The 22,953-nt window shown below is 62.6% G+C and carries 19 protein-coding genes; 4 read left to right on the forward strand and 15 right to left on the reverse strand.

Annotated features, from left to right (window positions below):
- Positions 1-2: 2 nt before the first annotated feature.
- Positions 3-299: an integration host factor subunit beta gene (gene ihfB / locus ACOKS3_RS22050; RefSeq protein ID WP_012313292.1), complete on the reverse strand. Its 297-nt coding sequence runs from the start codon at positions 297-299 to the stop codon at positions 3-5.
- A gap of 505 nt (positions 300-804) precedes the next feature.
- Here ihfB and ACOKS3_RS22055 point away from each other — a divergent pair.
- Complete coding sequence (locus ACOKS3_RS22055; protein ID WP_422762978.1) at positions 805-1,260, forward strand: REP-associated tyrosine transposase; 456 nt, start codon at positions 805-807, stop codon at positions 1,258-1,260.
- Positions 1,261-1,401: 141 nt separating this feature from the next.
- On the opposite strand, the gene rpsA is transcribed toward ACOKS3_RS22055, so the two are convergent.
- The 7 genes from rpsA to mtnA form a co-directional block, all read right to left on the reverse strand.
- Positions 1,402-3,078, reverse strand: a complete 1,677-nt coding sequence (rpsA, locus tag ACOKS3_RS22060; protein ID WP_027918186.1) for a 30S ribosomal protein S1 — start codon at positions 3,076-3,078, stop codon at positions 1,402-1,404.
- Between the two features lie 124 nt (positions 3,079-3,202).
- Positions 3,203-3,889, reverse strand: a complete 687-nt coding sequence (gene cmk / locus ACOKS3_RS22065) for a (d)CMP kinase (protein WP_103449596.1) — start codon at positions 3,887-3,889, stop codon at positions 3,203-3,205.
- The gene (locus ACOKS3_RS22070) at positions 3,886-6,093 is read right to left on the reverse strand and encodes a bifunctional prephenate dehydrogenase/3-phosphoshikimate 1-carboxyvinyltransferase (protein WP_258035908.1); all 2,208 of its coding nucleotides are present in this window, start codon (positions 6,091-6,093) and stop codon (positions 3,886-3,888) included. The genes cmk and ACOKS3_RS22070 overlap by 4 nt, the downstream gene beginning before the upstream one ends.
- A gap of 192 nt (positions 6,094-6,285) precedes the next feature.
- Complete coding sequence (pheA, locus tag ACOKS3_RS22075; protein ID WP_060508965.1) at positions 6,286-7,380, reverse strand: prephenate dehydratase; 1,095 nt, start codon at positions 7,378-7,380, stop codon at positions 6,286-6,288.
- On the reverse strand, positions 7,380-8,465 hold the full coding sequence (serC, locus tag ACOKS3_RS22080; protein ID WP_422762977.1) for a 3-phosphoserine/phosphohydroxythreonine transaminase: 1,086 nt from the start codon (positions 8,463-8,465) through the stop codon (positions 7,380-7,382). The genes pheA and serC overlap by 1 nt, the downstream gene beginning before the upstream one ends.
- A gap of 149 nt (positions 8,466-8,614) precedes the next feature.
- Positions 8,615-11,377: a DNA gyrase subunit A gene (gene gyrA / locus ACOKS3_RS22085; protein WP_103449593.1), complete on the reverse strand. Its 2,763-nt coding sequence runs from the start codon at positions 11,375-11,377 to the stop codon at positions 8,615-8,617.
- A 418-nt stretch (positions 11,378-11,795) separates the two neighbouring features.
- Entirely contained in the window at positions 11,796-12,872 is a 1,077-nt protein-coding gene (gene mtnA, locus ACOKS3_RS22090; protein ID WP_103449592.1) for an S-methyl-5-thioribose-1-phosphate isomerase, read from the reverse strand.
- A gap of 112 nt (positions 12,873-12,984) precedes the next feature.
- On the opposite strand from mtnA, the gene ubiG reads away from it, so the two are divergent.
- Genes ubiG through ACOKS3_RS22105 form a run of 3 tightly spaced genes read left to right on the forward strand, consistent with a single transcriptional unit; the run spans position 12,985 to position 15,128 of the window.
- Positions 12,985-13,683 carry a bifunctional 2-polyprenyl-6-hydroxyphenol methylase/3-demethylubiquinol 3-O-methyltransferase UbiG gene (ubiG, locus tag ACOKS3_RS22095; protein ID WP_103449591.1) on the forward strand — a complete coding sequence of 233 codons (699 nt, stop codon included), beginning with the start codon at positions 12,985-12,987 and terminating at the stop codon, positions 13,681-13,683.
- 2 nt (positions 13,684-13,685) lie between these two features.
- Positions 13,686-14,357 (forward strand): N-acetylmuramic acid 6-phosphate phosphatase MupP, encoded by a 672-nt coding sequence (gene mupP / locus ACOKS3_RS22100; RefSeq protein WP_103449590.1) that lies wholly within the window; start codon positions 13,686-13,688, stop codon positions 14,355-14,357.
- A 30-nt stretch (positions 14,358-14,387) separates the two neighbouring features.
- On the forward strand, positions 14,388-15,128 hold the full coding sequence (locus ACOKS3_RS22105; protein WP_103449589.1) for a YciK family oxidoreductase: 741 nt from the start codon (positions 14,388-14,390) through the stop codon (positions 15,126-15,128).
- A gap of 81 nt (positions 15,129-15,209) precedes the next feature.
- On the opposite strand, the gene ACOKS3_RS22110 is transcribed toward ACOKS3_RS22105, so the two are convergent.
- The 7 genes from ACOKS3_RS22110 to ACOKS3_RS22140 all read right to left on the reverse strand — a co-directional run bounded on the left by ACOKS3_RS22110 (position 15,210) and on the right by ACOKS3_RS22140 (position 22,926).
- Positions 15,210-15,995, reverse strand: coding sequence for a TenA family transcriptional regulator (locus ACOKS3_RS22110; RefSeq protein WP_103449588.1), 786 nt, complete (start codon positions 15,993-15,995; stop codon positions 15,210-15,212).
- 39 nt (positions 15,996-16,034) lie between these two features.
- Positions 16,035-18,491: an EAL domain-containing protein gene (locus tag ACOKS3_RS22115; protein WP_103449587.1), complete on the reverse strand. Its 2,457-nt coding sequence runs from the start codon at positions 18,489-18,491 to the stop codon at positions 16,035-16,037.
- Positions 18,492-18,591: 100 nt separating this feature from the next.
- Positions 18,592-20,424 (reverse strand): ABC transporter ATP-binding protein, encoded by a 1,833-nt coding sequence (locus tag ACOKS3_RS22120; RefSeq protein WP_103449586.1) that lies wholly within the window; start codon positions 20,422-20,424, stop codon positions 18,592-18,594.
- Positions 20,417-21,049: a DsbA family protein gene (locus ACOKS3_RS22125; protein ID WP_103449585.1), complete on the reverse strand. Its 633-nt coding sequence runs from the start codon at positions 21,047-21,049 to the stop codon at positions 20,417-20,419. Before ACOKS3_RS22125 ends, ACOKS3_RS22120 begins: the two co-directional genes overlap by 8 nt.
- A gap of 3 nt (positions 21,050-21,052) precedes the next feature.
- On the reverse strand, positions 21,053-21,985 hold the full coding sequence (gene trhO, locus ACOKS3_RS22130; RefSeq protein WP_103449584.1) for an oxygen-dependent tRNA uridine(34) hydroxylase TrhO: 933 nt from the start codon (positions 21,983-21,985) through the stop codon (positions 21,053-21,055).
- 109 nt (positions 21,986-22,094) lie between these two features.
- Positions 22,095-22,391 (reverse strand): BolA family protein, encoded by a 297-nt coding sequence (locus tag ACOKS3_RS22135; protein ID WP_103449583.1) that lies wholly within the window; start codon positions 22,389-22,391, stop codon positions 22,095-22,097.
- A gap of 10 nt (positions 22,392-22,401) precedes the next feature.
- Positions 22,402-22,926, reverse strand: a complete 525-nt coding sequence (locus tag ACOKS3_RS22140) for a DUF2059 domain-containing protein (RefSeq protein WP_027918170.1) — start codon at positions 22,924-22,926, stop codon at positions 22,402-22,404.
- Positions 22,927-22,953: the final 27 nt, after the last annotated feature.

A 22,953-nucleotide genomic window follows, 5' to 3' on the forward strand; every position in this document is an offset into this window, starting at 1 on the left:
ACTCAAGGGTGCTCGTGCTCTTCTTCATTGACCCGGTCACGCAGCTCTTTACCCGGTTTGAAATGCGGCACGAACTTGCCTTCGAGCTCCACCGACTGACCCGTCTTGGGGTTGCGACCCACCCGCGGTGCGCGATAGTGCAAGGAAAAACTGCCAAAACCACGGATCTCGATGCGATCGCCAGTGGCCAGGCATTGGGACATCTGTTCAAGCATGGTCTTGATGGCCAACTCCACGTCCTTGGACGAGAGCAGCCCCTGATGGGTGACAATACGTTCGATCAGCTCCGACTTCGTCATATTTTTCCCTTCGTTATCAAGCAGCTAGATCATTGCTTAATCAGTTTGTAGCACGCTCGGAGGGATTTGAACAGGGTGGTTCTTGACTTAATAAAAAAATTCAAGATTGAAAAGAAAGGAAATATGTCGCGGTGGGGCTGGGAAGTGCATGCCTTGAGGGGCGTGGTGATTTTGAGATCGAGCGCCGCCCGCGCGGCGCATCGCGAGCTTTGCTCGCTCCTACGTTTGTTTCTGGCCAATAACGCCTGAGACAGGCGCGCGCGACCGCCTTGTTGGTACGACGCGATATCGAGCCATGCGCCAAGGCGTTCGCGCGTAAATGCCACAGAAATAACTGGCCCGAAACAAACGTAGGGGCGAGCAAAGCTCGCGATGCGCCGCGCGGGCGGCGCTCGATCTCTTGGGCGCCACACCTCTCCCGCCATTCACATCCTGAAAACCTGATTTCCGCTGAACCCAAGCACCATGACTACGCTGTGCCGGGAAGCGCTCAAGGATGAATGCAATGACCAAACCCCACGGCTGCAGACTTCGCCATGCCCGATGCTCGGTGCCAGGCAGGCTCTATATGTTGACGACTGTTACCCATCATCGTCGCTCTTTGTTTCTCGACCTCCGCCATGCACGACTAGTCATTCAGAATCTTCGCCACGCAGAACAGCAACACTACTGCAACTCGCTGGCTTGGGTTGTTATGCCTGACCATGTGCACTGGCTGATTGAATTGAAAAACACGACGCTTGGCACGCTAATGCAACGGTTCAAGTGCCAATCCAGCAATGCATTGCGAAAGGCTGGAGTGAGGGCATCGCCGATCTGGCAGGCGGGTTATTACGACCGGGCATTGCGTCGGGATGAAGATATTCTCAAGGTTGCCAGATATATCGTTGCCAATCCGATCAGGGCAGGATTGGTGGCAAAGGCTGGAGATTATCCTCATTGGGATGCGGTGTGGCTTTGAAGGTATGGCGATAGAGTGGCGGCGCTCGATCTCAAAAGCGCAAAACCCCTCACGGCGAACACCCCGCAACCCAAACACATTTCCAACACGCAAAAAAAAGGGTGGCCCGAAGGCCACCCCTTTTTACCGATCAAACAGAACTCAGTTCTGCTTGGCCATAGCTTCGCGCAGCAGCGCGGCCATGGTGGTGTCGGCAGCCGCTTCCGGAGCGTTTTTCAGGCTCTGGATGGCTTCACGCTCTTCAGCGTCGTCTTTCGACTTGATCGACAGGCTGATGACGCGCGATTTGCGGTCAACGCTGATGATCTTGGCTTCGATCTCTTCGCCTTCCTTCAGGACGTTACGCGCGTCTTCAACGCGGTCACGGCTGATTTCGGAAGCTTTCAGAGTGGCTTCGATGTCGTCGGCCAGGGTGATGATGGCGCCTTTGGCGTCAACTTCTTTCACGATGCCCTTGACGATAGCGCCCTTGTCGTTGACAGCAACGAAGTTGGAGAACGGATCGTCTTCCAGCTGCTTGATACCCAGGGAGATGCGCTCGCGCTCTGGATCAACCGACAGGATGACGGTTTCCAGCTCGTCGCCCTTCTTGAAACGACGTACGGCTTCTTCGCCGGTTTCGTTCCAGGAGATGTCGGACAGGTGAACCAGGCCGTCGATGCCGCCGTCCAGACCGATGAAGATACCGAAGTCGGTGATCGACTTGATGGTACCGGTGATCTTGTCACCCTTGTTGAACTGGCCGGAGAAGTCTTCCCATGGGTTGGACTTGCACTGCTTGATGCCCAGGGAGATACGACGACGCTCTTCGTCGATGTCCAGAACCATGACTTCCACTTCGTCGCCAACCTGAACGACTTTCGACGGGTGGATGTTCTTGTTGGTCCAGTCCATTTCGGAAACGTGTACCAGACCTTCAACGCCTTCTTCCAGCTCAGCGAAGCAGCCGTAGTCGGTCAGGTTGGTAACGCGAGCCTGTACACGAGTACCTTCTGGGTAACGTGCAGTGATAGCTACCCACGGATCTTCGCCCATCTGCTTCAGACCCAGGGAAACGCGGTTGCGCTCACGGTCGAACTTCAGAACGCGTACGTCGACTTCGTCGCCAACGTTAACGATTTCCGATGGGTGCTTGATGCGCTTCCAAGCCATGTCGGTGATGTGCAGCAGGCCGTCGATACCGCCCAGGTCCACGAATGCGCCGTAGTCGGTGAGGTTCTTGACGATACCTTTGACTTGCTGGCCTTCCTGCAGGGTTTCCAGCAGGGCTTCGCGCTCGGCGGAGTTCTCGGCTTCCAGCACACTGCGACGGGAAACGACAACGTTGTTGCGCTTCTGGTCCAGCTTGATGACCTTGAATTCCAGCTCTTTGCCTTCCAGGTGGGTGGTGTCGCGCACTGGGCGGACATCAACCAGGGAGCCCGGCAGGAACGCACGGATGCCGTTAACGTCGACAGTGAAGCCGCCCTTAACCTTACCGTTGATAACGCCCTTGACCACTTCTTCGGCGGCGAAAGCTGCTTCCAGAACAATCCAGCACTCGGCGCGCTTGGCTTTTTCACGGGACAGTTTGGTTTCGCCAAAGCCGTCTTCGACCGCGTCCAGCGCAACGTGAACTTCGTCACCGACCTTGATGGTCAGCTCGCCAGCTTCGTTGTAGAACTGCTCGAGCGGGATGACGCCCTCGGACTTCAGGCCAGCGTGTACGGTAACCCAGTCGCCGTCGATGTCGACAACGATACCGGAGATGATGGCACCCGGCTGAAGATTGAGGGTTTTCAGGCTTTCTTCAAAGAGTTCTGCAAAGCTTTCGCTCATTTTAATTCCTGTAGATTCGGGCGAAACAGACGCCCATCGCCACATTCCAGACAATGTGGGTTTGTTTTAAGTAAAGGAAAGCCGGCAGGACGTTGACTGGTGCCCCTGCCTGCTCTCCTGGCTATCAGACCAAGTCGCGCTGGGCGAGCTCGCTCCTGATACGTTGCAGCACCTGCTCGATGGACAACTCGGTAGAGTCCAGCTGAATGGCATCGGCCGCTGGCTTCAGCGGGGCCACTGCACGCTGGGTGTCACGTTCATCACGCGCACGAATCTCATCTAGCAGACTCGACAGACTAACATCTTCACCCTTGCCCTTCAACTGGAGGTAGCGGCGACGGGCACGCTCCTCTGCACTGGCAGTGAGGAAGACCTTCAATGGCGCGTCCGGGAACACCACGGTGCCCATGTCACGACCGTCTGCGATCAGGCCTGGCATTTCCCGGAACGCGCGCTGGCGCTCCAGCAATGCCTCACGCACCGCAGGCAGCGAGGCGACCATCGAAGCACCGGCACCGACGGTTTCGGTACGGATGACCTGGCTTACGTCCTCACCCTCGAGGATGGTCTGTTGAAGCTTACCGGGCTGGGCGGCGATGAACTGCACATCCAGATGGGCGGCCAACGCCTTGAGCAGCTCTTCGTTGGTCAGGTCGACGCCGTGGTTGCTGGCATTGAACGCCAGCAAGCGGTACAGCGCGCCGGAATCCAGCAGCTTCCAGCCCAGCTCGCGAGCGAGGATGCCGGCAACGGTACCCTTGCCCGAGCCGCTCGGGCCGTCGATGGTGATGACCGGTGCCAGGCTATTCACGCTTTGCCCTCTTCGGCGACGCGGATACCCACATCGGCGCACAGCTTGAGGAAGTTCGGGAACGACGTGGCGACGTTGGCGCAATCATGGATGCGGATCGGCGCGCTGGCACGCAGCGAGGCGACGCTGAAGGCCATGGCGATACGGTGATCACCGTGGCCGTGCACTTCGCCACCGCCGAGCTGGCCGCCGTCGATGATGATGCCGTCCGGGGTCGGCTCGCACTTGATACCCAGGGTGATCAGGCCGTCGGCCATGACCTGGATGCGGTCGGATTCCTTCACCCGCAGCTCTTCGGCGCCACGCAGCACGGTACGCCCTTCGGCGCAGGCAGCGGCCACGAACAGCACCGGGAATTCGTCGATGGCCAGCGGCACCAGCTCTTCAGGGATGTCGATCCCCTTGAGCTTGGCGCCACGTACGCGCAAATCAGCCACCGGCTCGCCGCCGACTTCACGCTGATTCTCCAGGGTGATGTCACCACCCATCAGGCGCAGGATGTCGATCACGCCGGTACGGGTCGGATTGATGCCGACGTGCTCGAGCACCAGCTCGGAGCCTTCTGCGATCGATGCAGCCACCAGGAAGAATGCTGCAGACGAGATGTCTGCCGGTACTTCGATTCGGGTGGCGGTGAGCTTGCCGCCGGACTGCAGCGAGGCGACCGGGCCGTTACTTTCGACCGAGTAGCCGAAGCCGCGCAGCATGCGCTCGGTGTGGTCACGGGTCGGTGCCGGCTCAGTGACGGTGGTCTTGCCTTCGGCGTACAGGCCCGCCAGCAGCAGGCAGGATTTGACCTGGGCACTGGCCATTGGCAGCGTGTAGGTCAGCCCTTTCAGCTTGCTGCCACCACGAATGGTCAGCGGCGGACGGCCGTCCGGGCCAGTCTCGACCACGGCGCCCATTTCGCGCAGCGGGTTGGCCACGCGGTTCATCGGGCGCTTTGACAGCGAGGCGTCGCCAGTCATGGTGACATCGAACGGCTGGCCGGCCAGCAGGCCGGAGAGCAGGCGCATCGAAGTGCCGGAGTTGCCGACGTACAGTGGGCCGGGTGGCGGCTTGAGGCCGTGCAGGCCGACGCCATGAATGGTCACGCGGCCATGGTTCGGGCCTTCGATGACCACACCCATGTCACGGAATGCCTGCAGGGTCGCCAGGGCGTCCTCGCCTTCGAGGAAACCTTCGACTTCGGTCGTGCCCTCGGCCAGCGAGCCGAGCATGATCGAGCGGTGGGAAATCGACTTGTCGCCCGGTACGCGGATTCGCCCGGTCAGGCGGCCACCCGGTTGGGCCAGGAAAATCAGATCGTTGGCGTTCATAGCGTCCACATAGGCCCGGCGGGCCAGGATTTTACTGAAATGCTCGCGGGCAACGCGTGCACGGGTGAATACACCCAGCAGCTGGTGCCCGTCCCCAGCATCAACCGCGTCGCGCAAGGCGTCGAGGTCGCTGCGAAATGTGTCCAGAGTGCGCAGGACAGCCTCGCGGTTGGCGAGGAAGATGTCGTGCCACATGGTCGGGTCGCTACCGGCGATTCGCGTGAAATCGCGGAAACCTCCCGCAGCGTACCGGAAGATATCGAGGTTTTCATTGCGCTTGGCAAGCGAATCGACCAGGCCGAAGGCCAGCAGGTGCGGCAGGTGGCTGGTGGCTGCCAGTACTTCGTCGTGGCGCTCCACCGGCATGTGCTCGACATCGGCATCCAGCGTGCGCCACAGGCGATCAACCAGGGCCAGGGCGGCCGGATCGGTCTCTTCCAGCGGTGTCAGGATGACCTTGTGCCGACGGAACAGAGTAGCGTTGGAGGCCTCCACCCCGCTCTGCTCGGAACCGGCGATCGGGTGGCCGGGCACGAAGCGTGGCAGGCGCTCACCGAAGACGGCACGCGCCTGACGCACGACGTTGCCCTTGGCACTGCCGACGTCAGTGATCACGGCATTGCCGAGGTCAAGCTGGGACAGACGGGCCAGGACCTTTTCCATGGCCAGAATCGGCACGGCAAGCTGGATGACGTCGGCGCCGATGCAGGCGGCAGCGAGGTCTTCTTCGCAACGGTCGACCACGCCCAGCTCGACAGCCAGCTTGCGCGACGGGGCATCCAGATCGACACCGACCACTTCGCGGCACAGGCCGCTTTCACGCAGGCCCTTGGCGAAGGAGCCACCGATCAGGCCGAGGCCGACCACGACCAGGCGATTGATGATTGGCGCGGGTTTGGTTTTTGCTGCATTTACCACTGGTGCGAACCCTGTTCAGAAATCTAGGCAGTCTGTGAGGCCCATTGGGGCCGCTTCACGCCCCTTCGCGGGGCAAGCCCGCTCCTACAGGTACAGCGCCCTCCTGTAAGAGCGGGCTTGCCCCGCGAAGGGCTGCTCAGCAGCCCCCGGGGCCTTGAATCAAAGCACTGCCTTTGGATAGGAACCCAGCACCTTGAGCGCTACAGCTTCCTGGCTGATCTTCTCCAGCACCGCCTTGATCAGCGGGTCGCGGTGGTGGCCGACGAAGTCGATGAAGAACACGTAGGTCCACTTGCCGCTGCGCGACGGACGGGTTTCGATACGGGTCAGGTCGATGCCGTTCTCGTGGAACGGTACCAGCAGCTCGTGCAGCGCACCGGGCTTGTTGCTCATCGAGACGATGATCGAGGTCTTGTCGTCGCCGGTCGGCGGCACTTCCTGCTGGCCGATCATCAGGAAGCGCGTGGAGTTGTCCGGGCGGTCTTCGATCTTTTCAGCCAGGCGAGTCAGGCCATACAGGTTGGCCGCCATGTCGCCGGCGATCGCCGCCGAGTTCCACTCGCCCTTGACCCGCTTGGCCGCCTCGGCATTGCTCGAAACAGCAACGCGCTCGACGTTCGGGTAGTGCGCGTCCAGCCACTTGCGGCACTGGGCCAGCGACTGGGCGTGGGAGTAGATGCGGGTGATGCTGTTGGTCTTGGTGTTCTCGCCCACCAGCAGGTGATGGTGGATGCGCAGCTCGACTTCGCCGCAGATCACCATGTCGTGCTCGAGGAAGCTGTCCAGGGTGTGGCTGACCGCGCCCTCGGTGGAGTTTTCCACCGGCACCACGCCGAAGTTGACGGCACCGGCCGCCACTTCGCGGAACACTTCGTCGATGGCCGCCATCGGGCGGCTGACCACGGCGTGGCCGAAGTGCTTCATGGCCGCCGCCTGGGTGAAGGTACCCTCAGGGCCGAGGTAGGCGACCTTGAGCGGTTCTTCCAGGGCCAGGCAGGACGACATGATTTCGCGGAACAAGCGCGCCATCTCTTCGTTGCCCAGCGGCCCCTTGTTGCGTTCCATCACGCGCTTGAGCACCGCAGCTTCACGCTCTGGACGGTAGAACACCGGCTTTTCGCCTTCTGGCAGCGAAGCCGTCTTGACCCGCGCCACTTCTTCGGCGCAGCGGGCGCGATCGCTGATCAGCTCGAGGATCTTCTCGTCGAGGCTGTCGATGCGTACGCGCAGGGCTTTGAGTTCCTGTTCGGACATCAGCCGTGCTCCTTCTCGAATTCGGCCATGTAGGCGACCAGGCCTTCTACCGCTTCCAGGCCCAGGGCGTTGTAGATCGAGGCGCGCATGCCACCAACCGAACGGTGGCCCTTGAGGTTGAGCAGGCCACGGGCGTCGGCGCCGGCCAGGAAGGCCTTGTCCAGGCGCTCGTCAGCCAGGCGGAACGGCACGTTCATCCACGAACGGGCGTTGTGGGCGATCGGGTTGGTGTAGAACTCGCTGGCGTCGATGAAGCCGTACAGGCGGTCCTTCTTGGCGCGGTTGCGCAGCTCCATGGCCTCGACACCCCCCTGCTCCTTGAGCCACTCGAACACCAGGCCCGAGAGGTACCAGGAATAGGTGGCCGGGGTGTTGTACATCGAGCCGTTGTCGGCCGCGATCTTGTAGTCGAGCATGGTCGGGCAGCTGCTGCGGGCGCGGCCGATCAGGTCTTCACGGACGATCACCACCACCAGGCCGCTCGGGCCGATGTTCTTCTGCGCGCCGGCGTAGATCATGCCGTACTGCGAGACGTCGATCGGGCGCGAGAGGATGTCGGAAGACATGTCGACCACCAGCGGGACGTCGCCGGTTTCTGGAACCCAGTCGAACTGCAGGCCACCGATGGTCTCATTGGACGCATAGTGGACGTAGGCGGCGTTCTTGGTCAGCTTCCACTCGTTCTGGCCTGGGATGGCCAGGTAGTCGTAGGGCTTGGCGCTGGCGGCAACGTTGACGGTGCCGAAGCGGCGCGCTTCCTCGATGGCCTTTTTCGACCAGATGCCAGTTTCGACGTAGTCGGCAGTGCCGTTTTCCGGCAGCAGGTTCAGCGGGATTTCAGCGAACTGCTGGCTGGCACCACCCTGCAGGAACAGGACCTTGTAGTTGGAGGGGACGGACAGCAGGTCACGCAGGTCCTGCTCGGCCTTTTCGGCGATGGCCACGTAATCGTCGCTGCGATGGCTCATCTCCATCACCGACAAGCCCTTGCCGTTCCAGTCCAGCATCTCGGCCTGGGCGCGCTGCAACACAGCGTCAGGAAGCGCGGCAGGGCCTGCGCAGAAGTTAAAGGCTCGTTTGCTCACATCCACTCTCGCTCTGCCAAATAGAACAAAAACTTGATTCGGTTACTACATACCCTGCAGGAACCGTGGCGCCTGCATCGCGAGCTACGCTCGCTCCTGAACAGTCAAACGGGGCGACCTTGGTCGCCCCGCTCGGGTTTCACGCTTGCTTATTCCTGCGGAGCCTCTTCGGCGCCTGCAGCTTCGTCATCCGGCGCATCGGCCTCGACGCCCTCCTCGTCCGTCTCGATCACATTATCGAGTTCGTCCTCGGATGGTTCCTGGATACGCTCCAGGCCCACCAGCGTTTCGTCAGCGGCCAGCTTGATCAGGGTAACGCCCTGGGTGTTACGGCTCAGGCTGGACACTTCACCAACCCGTGTACGCACCAACGTGCCCTGGTCGGAGATCAGCATGATCTCTTCGCCTTCCTGCACCTGGATAGCACCGATCAGCAAGCCATTGCGCCCCTTGGTACCCATGGCGATCACGCCCTGGCCACCGCGGCCGCGACGCGGGAACTTGGACAGCGGGGTGCGCTTGCCAAAGCCACGCTCGGACGCGGTCAGAATCTGCGAGCCGGATTCCGGGATCAGCATCGAGATGATCTGCTGGCCCTTGCCCAGTTTCATGCCGCGCACGCCACGGGCGGTACGGCCCATTTCACGCACCACGCTCTCGGCGAAGCGGATGACCTTGCCGGCGTTGGAGAACATCATGACTTCTTTGGCGCCGTCAGTGATGGCAGCAGCAATCAGGGTGTCGCCCTCTTTCAGCTTCAGGGCGATCAGGCCATTGGAGCGCGGACGGGCGAACTGCACCAGCGGGGTCTTCTTGACGGTACCGGAGGCAGTCGCCATGAAGATATACGCACCGGTCGGCTCAGCAACCCATTCCGGGGTGTCGCCGTCTTCTTCGTCGACTTCTTCGGCCTCTACCAGCTCACCTTCAAGCACGGAGTCATCCGCGTCTTCCAGCTCTTCGTCAAGGTCGGCGTTCTGCTGCAGCGCTTCGAGGTCGATCTGCAGCATGGCGGTGATGCGCTCACCCTCCTCCAGCGGCAGCAGGTTGACCAACGGGCGACCACGGGCTGCACGGGACGCTTCAGGGATTTCGTAGGTCTTTTTCCAGTACACCTTGCCCTTGCTGGAGAACAGCAACAGCGTGGCGTGGCTGTTGGCGACCAACAGGTGCTCGATGTAGTCCTCGTCCTTCACGCCGGTCGCCGACTTGCCCTTGCCGCCGCGGCGCTGGGCCTGGTAAGCGGACAATGGCTGGGTCTTGGCATAACCACCGTGGGAGATGGTCACCACACGTTCTTCTTCCGGGATCATGTCCCCGTAGTTGAGATCGTGGCTGGCATTGAGGATTTCGGTGCGACGCGCGTCGCCGTATTCGGCGCGGATTGCTTCAAGCTCTTCGCGGATCACTTCCATCAGGCGCTGGGCGCTGCTGAGGATGCGGATCAGCTCGCCGATCTGTTCCAGGATCTCCTGGTACTCGGCCAGCAGCTTCTCGTGCTCCAGGCCGGTCAGGCGGTGCAGGCGCAGGTCGAGGATGGCCTGGGCCTGCTCCGGCGACAGGTAATACTTGCCTTCACGCAGGCCGTACTGCTCCGGCAGGTCCTCAGGGCGGCAGGAGTCGGCGCCAGCGCGCTCGACCATCACCTGCACGGCACTGGATTCCCACGGCGTGGAAACCAGGGCTTCCTTGGCTTCGGACGGGGTCGGCGAGGCTTTGATCAGGGCGATGACCGGGTCGATGTTGGACAGCGCGACCGCCTGGCCTTCAAGGATGTGGCCACGTTCGCGGGCCTTGCGCAGCTCGAACACGGTACGGCGGGTCACCACTTCGCGGCGGTGACGGACGAACGCTTCGAGCAGGTCCTTGAGGTTGAGCAGGCGCGGGCGACCGTCGACCAGGGCAACCACGTTGATGCCGAACACGCTCTGCAGCTGGGTCTGCTGGTAGAGGTTGTTGAGCACCACCTCCGGCACCTCGCCGCGGCGCAGCTCGATGACGATGCGCATGCCGTCCTTGTCGGACTCGTCGCGCAGCTCGGTGATGCCTTCGATCTTCTTCTCTTTGACCAGCTCGGCGATCTTCTCGATCAGGCGGGCCTTGTTCAGCTGGTACGGCAGCTCAGTGACGACGATCTGCTGGCGGCCACCGACCTTGTCGATGTCTTCGATCTCGGAGCGGGCGCGCATGTAGATGCGGCCACGGCCGGTACGGTAGGCCTCGATGATGCCCTGGCGGCCGTTGATGATACCGGCAGTCGGGAAGTCAGGACCCGGGATGAACTGCATCAGCTCATCGATGGTGATTTCAGGATTGTCGATCAGCGCCAGGCAACCGTCGATGACTTCACCGAGGTTGTGCGGCGGGATGTTGGTCGCCATGCCCACGGCGATACCGCTGGAACCGTTGACCAGCAGGTTGGGGATACGGGTCGGCATGACCGCCGGGATCTGCTCAGTGCCGTCGTAGTTGGGCACCCAGTCGACAGTCTCTTTGTGCAGGTCGGCCAGCAGCTCGTGGGCCAGCTTGGTCATGCGCACTTCGGTGTATCGCATGGCTGCGGCGTTGTCGCCGTCGACCGAACCGAAGTTGCCCTGGCCGTCGACCAGCAGGTAGCGCAGCGAGAATGGCTGGGCCATACGCACGATGGTGTCGTAGACAGCAGTGTCGCCGTGCGGGTGGTACTTACCGATCACGTCACCGACCACACGGGCGGATTTCTTGTACGGCTTGTTCCAGTCGTTGCCCAGTTCGCTCATCGCATAGAGAACGCGACGATGCACGGGCTTCAAGCCATCACGCGCATCGGGCAGCGCTCGCCCGACAATCACGCTCATCGCGTAGTCGAGGTAAGACTGTCTCAGTTCGTCTTCGATATTGACCGGGAGGATTTCTTTGGCCAGTTCGCCCATGAGAAGCCTGATTCCTTTTTCTGGTGAAACTTCGCAGCTCCATCAAGGGCCGAACGAAGCTCGCCGCCGCAGCGCATAGGGGTGCGACGACTTACGACAAATCAATGAGTTGTTGCATGGATCTGCGCAATGAAGGCCGCCTTCGTGGGCGGTCTTGGAAACTGCCGGATGTTATCACAAAGGCGGGGCGGTGGGGAGATATGGCGCTGGGGTGCTCGCCTCGAGTTTTGCGCCGCCCATGAGGTCGAGCGCCGCCCGCGCGGCGCATCGCGAGCTGCGCTCGCTCCTACGTTTGTTTCAGGCCAGTAACGCCTGCGACAGGCGCGCGCGACCGCCTTGTTGGTACGACGCGATATCGCGCCATGCGCCAAGGCGCTCGATCTCACCGGCGCTGAAAATCCCCCACCCTACGCTTTGATCAATGCAGACGTTTGCGGCACATCAACTGGGCCAGCTTGGCGGTGTCCGGCCGCTCGACGATGCCGCGCTCGGTGACGATCACGTCGACCAGGTCGGCCGGGGTCACGTCGAACACCGGGTTGAATGCCTCGACCTGCGGCGCCACGCGGGTGCCAGCGTAGTCCAGCAGCTCATCGGCCTCACGCTCTTCCAGCGGAATATCCTCGCCGGTAGCCAGGTTGAGGTCGATGCTGGTGCTCGGCGCCACCACCATGAAGCGCACGCCATGGTGCATGGCACTGACGGCCAGCTGGTAGGTGCCGATCTTGCTCGCCACATCACCATTGGCGGCGATGCAGTCGGCGCCGACCACCACCCAGGTGATCCCTTTGGTCTTCATCAGATGGGCCAGCGCCGAGTCAGCGCACAGGGTCACCGGGATACCCTCGTTGGCCAGCTCCCAGGCCGTCAGGCGCGATCCCTGCAGCCAGGGGCGGGTCTCACCGGCATACACACGCTCGACCATCCCCTCCAGATAACCGGCGCGAATCACCCCCAGGGCCGTACCGATACCACCGCTGGCCAAGGCGCCAGCGTTGCCGTAGGTCAGCAAGGTCTGCTCGTTGCCCTGATGGCGACGGATCAGTTCGATGCCATGCTGGGCCATGGTCAGGTTGGCTTCGCGGTCACTTTCATGGATGGCAATCGCTTCGGCTTCCAGCGCGGCCAGCACGTCTTCTTCGCCACGCACACGCAACAGGCGCTCGCGCATGCGGTTCAGCGCCCAGAACAGGTTGGCCGCAGTGGGCCGGGCTTCAGCCAGGCTGAAGAAGTCCTCCTCCAGGTCCATTTCCCAGTCGCCGCCCTGGGCCAGGCGCTCTTCCAGGGCCAGGACCAGCCCATAGGCTGCAGCAATGCCTATGGCAGCGGCGCCACGCACGGCCATGTCGCGAATCGCCGCCACCACCTGCGCGACATTGTCGCAGGTCAGCCAGCGTTCTTCCGACGGCAGCAGGCGCTGGTCGAGCAAGTGCAGGACGCCGCCTTGCCAGCGCATCCCGGTCACCTTCTCCGCCGCCAAAAGTCGCTCGCGCATCGCCTCTCCCCGTCGTTCGGATATCAAAAGCCGGCGATTATAGCGACCCTCGGCCGCAGACGCTCGGGTATACTGCGCCCCATTTGAAGTGCAAGTTCCAGAGGATTGTTCAATGAGCAACGTCGACCACGCCGAAATCGCCAAGTTCGAAGCCTTGGCCCACCGCTGGTGGGACCGTGAAAGCGAGTTCAAGCCGCTGCACGACATCAACCCGCTGCGCGTCAACTGGATCGATGAGCGCGTCGGCCTGGCGGGCAAGAAGGTGCTGGACGTCGGCTGCGGCGGCGGCATCCTCAGCGAGGCCATGGCCTTGCGCGGCGCCACTGTCACCGGCATCGACATGGGCGAGGCCCCCCTGGCCGTTGCCCAGCTGCACCAGCTGGAGTCGGGCGTCGAGGTCGAATACCGGCAGATCACCGCCGAGGCCCTGGCCGAAGAGATGCCCGAGCAGTTCGACGTGGTCACCTGCCTGGAGATGCTCGAGCACGTGCCCGACCCGTCCTCGGTGATCCGCGCCTGCTACCGCATGGTCAAGCCTGGTGGCCAGGTGTTCTTCTCGACCATCAACCGCAACCCCAAGGCCTACCTGCTGGCCATCATCGGCGCCGAATACGTCCTGAAGATGCTGCCGCGCGGCACCCACGACTTCAAGAAGTTCATCCGCCCGTCCGAGCTGGGCGCCTGGAGCCGTGTCGCCGGCCTCGCCGTCAAGGACATCATCGGCCTGACCTACAACCCGCTGACCAAGCACTACAAACTGAGCAGCGACGTTGACGTCAACTACATGATCCAGACCCTGCGCGAGGAATGAGCATGCGTTTGCAAGCAGTACTCTTCGACATGGACGGCACCCTGCTGGACACGGCGCCGGACTTCATCGCCATCTGCCAGGCCATGCTCGCCGAGCGCGGCCTGCCAGCCATCGATGACCAGCTGATCCGCGACGTGATCTCCGGCGGCGCCCGCGCCATGGTTGCCGCAACCTTCGCCATGGACCCCGAGGCCGAAGGTTTCGAGGCCCTGCGCCTGGAATTCCTCGAGCGCTACCAGCGCGACTGCGCCGTGCACAGCAAGCTGTTCGACGGCATGGGCGAGCTGCTGGCCGACATCGAAAAGGGCAACCTGCTGTGGGGCGTGGTGACCAACAAGCCAGTGCGCTTCGCTGAACCGATCATGCAGCAGCTGGGCCTGGCCGAGCGTTCGGCACTGCTGATCTGCCCGGACCACGTGAAGAACAGCAAGCCCGACCCTGAGCCGCTGATCCTCGCCTGCAAGACCCTGGGCCTGGACCCGGCCAGCGTGCTGTTCGTCGGCGACGACCTGCGCGACATCGAGTCTGGCCGCGACGCCGGCACGCGTACGGCCGCGGTACGCTACGGCTATATTCATCCAGAGGACAACCCGAACAACTGGGGCGCCGATGTGGTGGTGGACCACCCGCTGGAACTGCGCAAGGTGATCGACAGCGCCCTGTGCAGCTGCTGATCTCCCCCAGGCTCTTCAAGGACACCTGACATGTTCGACTATACCGCCCGCCCCGGCCTGCTCGCCGGCCGCGTCATCCTGGTCACCGGTGCCGGCCGCGGCATCGGCGCCGCTGCCGCCAAGGCCTATGCCGCACTGGGCGCCACCGTGCTGCTGCTGGGCAAGACCGAAGCCAACCTCAACGAGGTCTACGACCAGATCGAGGCCGCCGGCCACCCGCAGCCCGTGGTGATCCCGTTCAACCTGGAAACCGCCCTGCCCCACCAGTACGACGAGCTGGCAGTGATGATCGAGGAACAGTTCGGGCGCCTCGACGGCCTGCTCAACAACGCCTCGATCATCGGCCCGCGCACGCCACTGGAGCAGCTGTCGGGCGACAACTTCATGCGCGTGATGCACATCAACGTCAACGCCACCTTCATGCTCACCAGCACCCTGCTGCCGCTGCTCAAGCTGTCGGAGGACGCCTCGGTGGTGTTCACCTCCAGCAGCGTCGGGCGCAAGGGCCGGGCGTACTGGGGGGCCTACGGGGTGTCGAAGTTTGCCACCGAAGGGCTGATGCAGACCCTGGCCGACGAACTGGAAGGCGTGGCGCCGGTACGCTCCAACAGCATCAACCCGGGCGCCACGCGCACGGCGATGCGTGCGCAGGCATACCCGAGCGAAAACCCGCAGAACAATCCGCTGCCGGAAGAGATCATGCCGGTCTATCTGTACCTGATGGGGCCGGATAGCAAAGACGTGAATGGGCAGGCGCTCAACGCCCAGTAAGCCTTGTGCCGCCTGTACCGGCCTCTTCGCAGTTCAGACCTGTAGGAGCGGGCTTGCCCCGCGAAGAGGCCAGTACAGGTTTCACCCGGCAGCCAAGGCCGGGCGCAGGCGCCCTTGCTGACGCCCTTCCAGTTGCATGCACCGCTCCAGGAACAGGTACATGCAGTCATAACTCTTGCAGACCGCCTTGCGCAGCTCGTTGCGCAGCCCCTGGGTCGGGTTCTCGCCCGCCAGCGTGCAGATGATCTCCAGCGCCTCCCACGGGTGCGCATCATCGTACTGAGCATGCATCTTCAGCCACTTCATCGCCCGCTTGCGTACATCCTCCGGGAAGCCCATGGCATAGGTGTCCTCGGCGCACACCACCGCCGACCACTCGCCGGTCGCCCCCTCGATCGCATAGTTGGTCGCCGCCATGGCGATCGCCAGCGACTCGGTAGTGCAGACGCGCCAGCACCAGTCGTTCAGCCCGTTCAGCTCTGGCGGCACTTCCTGTGCCTGCAGGTCGTGCAGGTGAACGCCATGGGCATGGCACCAGTTCACCCAGTAGTCGGCATGGTTGAGCTCGACGCGGATGTTGCGCATCAGCCAGCGCCGTGCCATGTCCTCGCCTGGATGGCGGGCATAGCGAGTCTTGGTCAGGTTGTGGGCCATGTACAGGGAAAACTGCTCGACCACCGGCCAGCCACCGATCAGGTACTGGCGAATGGTCGACTGGCGCAGCTCGCCATCACGCAGGCGCTGATAGAACTCGTGCTCGACCACCCGGCGCTTGCTCTCACGGCAATCCTCGATGAGTTGCTGGGCCCACTGGGGGTAACTGGCCGGGTCCATCAAGGGCCCGATACGTACGAATGCATCAATCACTTTCAGCTCCTTGATCCTTGTGATTTTGCGGACGTGTTTTCAGCGAAATGTACCTGGCGCCCGATGCAACAAGGGCCGCGCAGCAATCCGTTGGCGCTGCAGACTGTCACAGGTGAACACCTGTGGCCGTTCAATCAGATAGCCCTGGGCGTAATCCACGCCGATCTCCTGCAAGGCCTGCTCGATCAACGGTGTTTCGACGAACTCGGCGATGGTCCGCTTGCCCATGACGTGGCCGATGTGATTGATCACCTCGACCATGGCACGATTGACCGGATCGTCGAGCATATCTTTGACAAAACTTCCGTCGATCTTCAAGAAGTCGACGGGTAAATGTTTCAAATAGGCAAATGACGACATCCCGGCACAGAAGTCGTCCAGGGAGAACTTGCAACCCAGCCCCTTCAATTCATTGATGAAGCGGATGGCGCTGCCGAGGTTGGCAATGGCACTGGTCTCGGTGATCTCGAAGCAGATCATGCGCGGCGGAATGGCATATTCGACGAACAACCGCTGCAGGTACTCGAGGAACTTGTCGTCACCGATGCTGGTGCCGGAAAGGTTGATCGCGCACATCGCCAGCGGCCCGTCCCGTCCTTCGTCCAGGCATTGGCGGATGACCTCGAAAACGCTGCGCACCACCCAGCGGTCCAGCGCCGTCATCAGGCCATAGCGCTCGGCGGCTGGAATGAAGCTGTCCGGGAGGATGGTGCGACCGCTTTCGTCGTGCAGGCGCAGCAGGATCTCGATATGGCCTGGACCCTCGATGGCTTTCAGCGCGGCGATTTCCTGGCAATAGAGGCAGAAGCGGTTTTCCTCCAGGGCCACATGCAGGCGCTGGATCCAGGCCATTTCACCAAAGCGCATGGACAGCTCGCTGTCGTCGGCATGGTACACCTGCACCCGGTTACGGCCCTTTTCCTTGGCCATGTAGCAGGCCATATCGGCGGCCCGCAACGAAGCCTCCAGCGTTCCCGGCGCCTGCGCCATGTGCACCAGGCCGATACTGACGGTGGTCACGAACGGCCTGCCCTTCCACACGAAATGCAGGCTCTGCACAGCCTGGCGCAAGTTCTCGCCGATGCGCTCGGCCTGGTCGGCCGGGCAGTTTTCCAGCAGCACACCAAATTCATCGCCACCCAGGCGCGCGAGGGTATCGCCTTCACGCAGCCCCGACTGCAACACCGCACAGATATGCCTGAGCAACTCGTCACCGGCAGCATGGCCGCAGGTATCGTTGACCAGCTTGAACTGGTCGAGGTCGAGGAACATCAACGAATGCCGCCCGGCCTGGCGCACCAGGCCATTGAGCGCCTGCTCCAGGCGGTATTCGAATTCGCGGCGGTTGGCCAGGCCGGTCAGGGCATCATGGGTGGCCTGCCAGGACAGGTTGGCGATGTACTGCCGCTCCTGGGTCATGTCGTGCAGCACCAGCACGATACCGGCCAGCTGGTCGTTATTGATGATCGGCGAGCCGACCAGGTTGACCGACACCGTACTGCCATCCAGGCGTTGGATCAGCCGGGAGTGCTCGGCGCCGCCCTTGAGGCTGCCACTGAGCACCTGCTCGACCAAGGTGCAGCCTTCGCCCTGCTCCTCCTCGTCGAGAAGGCTGAACAGTGCACCCAGCGGCAGGCCCTGCGCCTGCCCGGACTGCCAGTGGGTCAGCTGCTCGGCAGCCGGGTTCATGTAGACGATATTGCCCTCGACATCGGCAGTGATCACCGCGTCACCAATCGACTCCAGGGTGATCTGCGCCCGCTCCTTCTCCTCCCGCAGAGCACTGGCGAACGCCTGGCGCTGGGCCAGCAGCTTGCTCGAACGGCGCCAGGCAATAGTAATGAGGAACAGTGCGGTCAGCAGGTTGGTGACCAGCAGCACCCGCAGGAGCATCCGCGAGCCCTCACCCAGGGCGTCACTGAAGGCCTTGGCTGCGGGCGTGACGCCTTCGTTGATAGCGACGATGCGGCTCTTCCAATCCTTGAGCTGGGCGGCGTCGACCTGGCCTGCGGCGACACTCGCGTGCATTTCGCTGGCCAGCACATCGAGCTTGGCCAGGTAGTCATCGCCGATGTTCCAGTAGTCGATCGCCGTCTGCATGTAGCTGACCTGGCGGAAATTGCGGTAGAACCAGATGATCCGGTCGACATCGTCCGGGTGGTTGCCACCCTGCAGCACGGCCTGGCGGGCGCCTTGCAGGTCCGGGCTGGCCTGGTCGAGCAGTTCACGCAGGTCGTGGTCGCCCTGGGGCACGGTAATGGCCTGGCGATAGCGCTGATAGGTGCGCTCGTCGCGGTCATCGGCATACAGGTTGAGGTAATAGATGGCGTCTTTTTGCGCCTTGGACCAAAGGCTTTCACCGGCCACATAGGCACGGACTGCCGACAATGCATAAAGGCTGAGGCTGCCCAGCAATACCTGGAATACGACAACGGCGATGAAGGGCCAGATGATACCTACCAACCTTGGCGCTTCTTGAGTGCGATTTCCCTTCATTTAGTCCCTGTCGCAGAGCAGATAAGACTTCGAATCAACCCAGACAAGCACAGCGTAGGCCATTTGCTATCTACATGGAGGGGAATTTTTTGTCGGGCACTCAGGTCTGCTGCAGATGCCCATAGAGCTTGGCGTACAAGCCTCCCTCGGCAATCAGCTGCTGGTGGTCGCCATCCTCGGCCACATGGCCACCGTCAAACACCAGCACGCGGTCGGCCTGCTTCACCGCCGACAAGCGGTGGGCAATGATCAGCGTGGTCCGGCCGTTGAGAAAGCGCGCCAGTGCCTGGTGCAGGTTGTACTCGGTGGCGGCATCCAGCGCCGAGGTAGCCTCATCGAGAATGACCACCTTGGGCTCGGCCAGCACCATGCGGGCGATTGCCAGGCGCTGACGCTGCCCACCCGACAGGCGCACCCCCGAGCGGCCGACCACGCTGTCCAGCCCTTGCGGCAAGGCGGCGATGGTGGCGTCCAGCTGGGCAATACGCAGTGCCTGCCAGCAGGCCTCGTCGGTGCATTCGCGCCCCATGGTCAGGTTGGCGCGCACGCTGTCGTTGAACAGCGAGGGGTGCTGCAGCACCACTGCGACGTTCTCGCGCAAGGTCTCAAGGCCGATTTCCTGCAGGCTGGCACCGCCAAAGCGGATGGTCCCGGCCTGCGCGCTGTACAGGCCCAGCAGCAACTGCACCAGGGTGCTTTTGCCGCCACCGCTGGCACCGACGATGGCCACCTTCTCACCGGGGGCAATGACCAGGTTCAACTGGTCCAGCACCGGTTCATCGGCATAGGCGAAGCGCAGGTCGCGCACCTCGATACCCACCGTCTCGCGGCCGACGAACGGGTCACTGGCGGCCGGGTACTGCGGCTCGTCGGCCCGCGACAGCAGCTCGTTGAGCCGGCTCAGCGCGCCGCCGGCGGCGTAGTAGGCATATTGCAGGTTGAGCAGCTGCTCCACCGGGCCGATCATGAACCACAGGTAGCTGAACACCGCCAGCATCTGGCCGATCGACAGGTCGGAGAACAGCACGGTCAGCATCGCTGCAGCGCGGAAAATATCGATACCGAACTGGAACAGCAGGCCACTGGCGCGGCCACTGGCATCGCTCTTCCATTGCGACTCCACGGCATAGTCGCGCACTTCACGGGCCCGCAGGCCGAGGCGGCCGAGGAAGTAGCCCTGGCGGTTGCCAGCACGGATTTCCTGGATGGCATCCAGGGTTTCCGACAACGCCTGGGTAAAGCGCGAGGTGCTGTCGTTCTCGAGTTTCTTCAGGTGCTTGACCCGCTTGCCCAGCTGCACGGTGAAATAGATCACCAGCGGGTTGAACAACAGGATCAGCAACGCCAGCTTCCAGTGCATCCAGATCAGGATCGCCGCCGTGCCGGTGAGAGTCAGCATGGCCACCAGGAAGCGGCTGAGGGTTTCGCCGACGAACTTGTCGAGGGTGTCCAGGTCAGTGACCAGATGTGTGGTCACGGTACCGCTGCCAAGGCTTTCGTATTCCTTGAGCGAGATGCGCTTGAGGCGCTCGATCAGGCGAATGCGCAGGCGGTAGACGATGTCCTTGGCCAACCCGGCGAACAGCTTGGCCTGCACCACGTTGAAGACCAGTGCCGCCAGGCGCAGGCACAGCGTGGCCGCCAGCATCAGGCCGATGTAGCCGGCCGCCACTTGCCAGCCGCTCGGCAGCAAGTGGTTCATCCATTTCAGGGCGGCGTCGCCGTGGCCCAGCAGCACTTCGTCGACCAGCAACGGCAGCAGCAACGGAATCGGCACGCTGCAACAGGCCGCGAGCACGGCGACGAGGTTGGCGGTCCAGAGGTTTTTCTTGTGATGCAGGGCCAGGCGGCGGATTTCCGCCCAGCTCAGGCGATCAGACACAGCGGCGGGCTTCCCTGGCACAGGGTCTGGCGACCCTGGCAGATCAAGCACAGACGGCCTGCTGCAGCCAGCGGCCAAGCAAGGGTTGCAGGCTGTCCAGCGGCTGGTAGCCGTTGGTCAGCAACGCCAGTTGGCCGTTGCGCTCGGCCAGCAGGGTCGGGAAGCCGGCGATGCCGAGGTCCTGCACCCAGCTGAAGTCCGCGCTGGTGGCGGCGCGGGTGTCATGGCTGGCGAACTGCTGGGCGAAGCGCTCACGGTCGAAGCCGGCCTGTTCGGCCAGCTCGACCAGTTGCGGGGCGCGGGTGACATCCAGGCCGTGCTCGTAGAACGAACGCTGGATCAGCGCCAGCAGCGGCCAGACACGTTCGGCGTCCAGCTCGCGGGCAGTGACCAGGGCGCGGCAGGCCGGTTCGGTGTCGTAGACGAAGCCGTCAGGCATGGCGCCTTCGAAACGGAACGGCTGCCCGGTGGCTTCGGCCACCGCCTGCCAGTGTTCGAGGATGTACTTGCGGGTCGAGCCGTCCAGCGCGCTGCCACCGCTGCGCAGGCCGCCCGGCACCAGCCGCGTGCTGACGCCCGCCTCGGCGGCCTGTGCGATCAGCGCCGCAGCCACTGGCGCGAACCCCCAGCACCAGGAGCACATCGGGTCCATCACATAGATCAGGCGGGCGGTCATGGTTCAAGCCTCGGCTTTGTAGTTGTAACCAATCGGGTGTGGCTGGTTGCGGGCCTTGGCCAGCTCGATCTGCTTCTGCCGGTCGATGGCGCTGCGCCGGGTCTTCTCGCTCAGGGTGTCCCAGCAATGCGGGCAGCTCACGCCTGGCGAATAGTGCTCGGACTCGCGGTCCTTGGCATCGACCGGGTGGCGGCAGGCATGGCACTGGTCGTACTCGCCTTCGCTCAGGTCATGGCGCACCGTGACACGGTTGTCGAAGACGAAGCAGTCGCCGTCCCAGAGGCTTTCTTCCTGAGGCACTTCCTCGAAGTATTTCAGGACGCCACCCTTAAGATGATAGACCTCCTCGAAGCCTTCACCGAGCATGTAGCTGGAAGCTTTTTCGCAACGGATGCCGCCAGTGCAGAACATCGCGACCTTCTTGTGCTTGCTCGGGTCGAAGTTGGCCTTGATGTACTCGGGGAACTCGCGGAAGGTCTCGGTCTTCGGGTCGATGGCGCCCTTGAAGGTACCGATGGCCACTTCGTAGTCGTTGCGGGTGTCGATCAGCAGCACTTCCGGGTCGCTGATCAGGGCGTTCCAGTCCTTGGGCTCGACATAGGTGCCGACGGCCTGGTTCGGGTCGACACCCGGCACGCCGAGGGTGACGATCTCTTTCTTGAGCTTGACCTTGGTGCGGTAGAACGGCTGCTCGTCGCAGTAGGACTCTTTGTGATCGACATCCACCAGGCGCGGGTCGTTGCGCAGCCAGGCGAGCAGGCCGTCGATGCCTTCGCGAGTGGCCGAAACGGTGCCGTTGATGCCTTCGCGGGCCAGCAGCAAGGTGCCTTTGACGCCGTTGTCGAGCATGGCCTTGAGCAGTGGCTCACGCAGTTCGACGTAGTCTTCCAGAGTGACGAACTTGTACAGCGCCGCCACGACGATAGCTTGGGACATGAAATCGGTTCTCCAGGTGGTCACCCTCGTAAGGGGCGGACCGGAATGACAAATAAAAACGCGCCGACAAGCGGCGCGTTGGGCAGTCTACCAGATTGCCGGAAAGGATTCAGTGCCCGCCGCCTGCACACACCGGCGAGGCCGGTGCCACGCCCACCTTGGCCCACTCCTCGGCCGTGTAGGTGTGGATCGCCAGAGCGTGTATCTGGCCCATCAGCTCACCCATGGTGGCGTAGACCTTCTGGTGGCGCTTGACGCTGTTGAGCCCGGCAAACTGCTCGCTGACGATCACCGCCTTGTAGTGGGTTTCCTGGCCACGGCTGTGCATGTGGCTTTCGTTGAGCACTTCAAGGTGTTGCGGGGCCAGGGCGGCCAGTTGTTGCTCGATGCGTTGCTGCATGCTCATCGGGCGTTACTCACTTCTTGGCCGGGGCGGCGGCCTTGCCTGCGTTCGGGTCCAGCTCCTTGGTCATGTCGTCCAACAGCTTGTTGACCACCGGTACGGCCGGTTCCAGGCTGGTCTGGGTCAGCTGGGCCGACTGCTGGGTGACCTTGGGCATTTCACGCAGGACTTTCTTGCCCAGCGGCGACTCGTAGAACTTGACCAGGTCCTTGAGCTCCTGCTCGGTGAAGGTCTGGGTGTACAGGTCGACCATCTTCGGCTTCAGCTTGTTCCAGCCGATGGCGTTGTCCAGCGCGGCGTTGGCCTTGGCCTGGTAGCTCTCGAGCACCGGCTGCTTGGAGGCCGGGGCCTTGGTCTGGGCGAAACGCTGGGCGAACATCTGCTGGACCTGCATGTACACCGGGGTGCCCAGCTTGTCGGCATTGGCCAGGGTCAGGAATTTCTCGGCGGCAGCATTGTGGCTGGCAGTGGCAGCGAGTACCTGGCCGCTGGCACAGGCCAGGGCGACGGCAGCACAGAGGACACGGAGACGGGTCATTGCATTTCCTTCAGGAGGGGGAGGCGG

The sequence above is a fragment of the Pseudomonas sp. HS6-2 genome, assembly GCF_049325675.2.
GTDB classification, from domain to species: Bacteria; Pseudomonadota; Gammaproteobacteria; order Pseudomonadales; family Pseudomonadaceae; genus Aquipseudomonas; species Aquipseudomonas putida_N.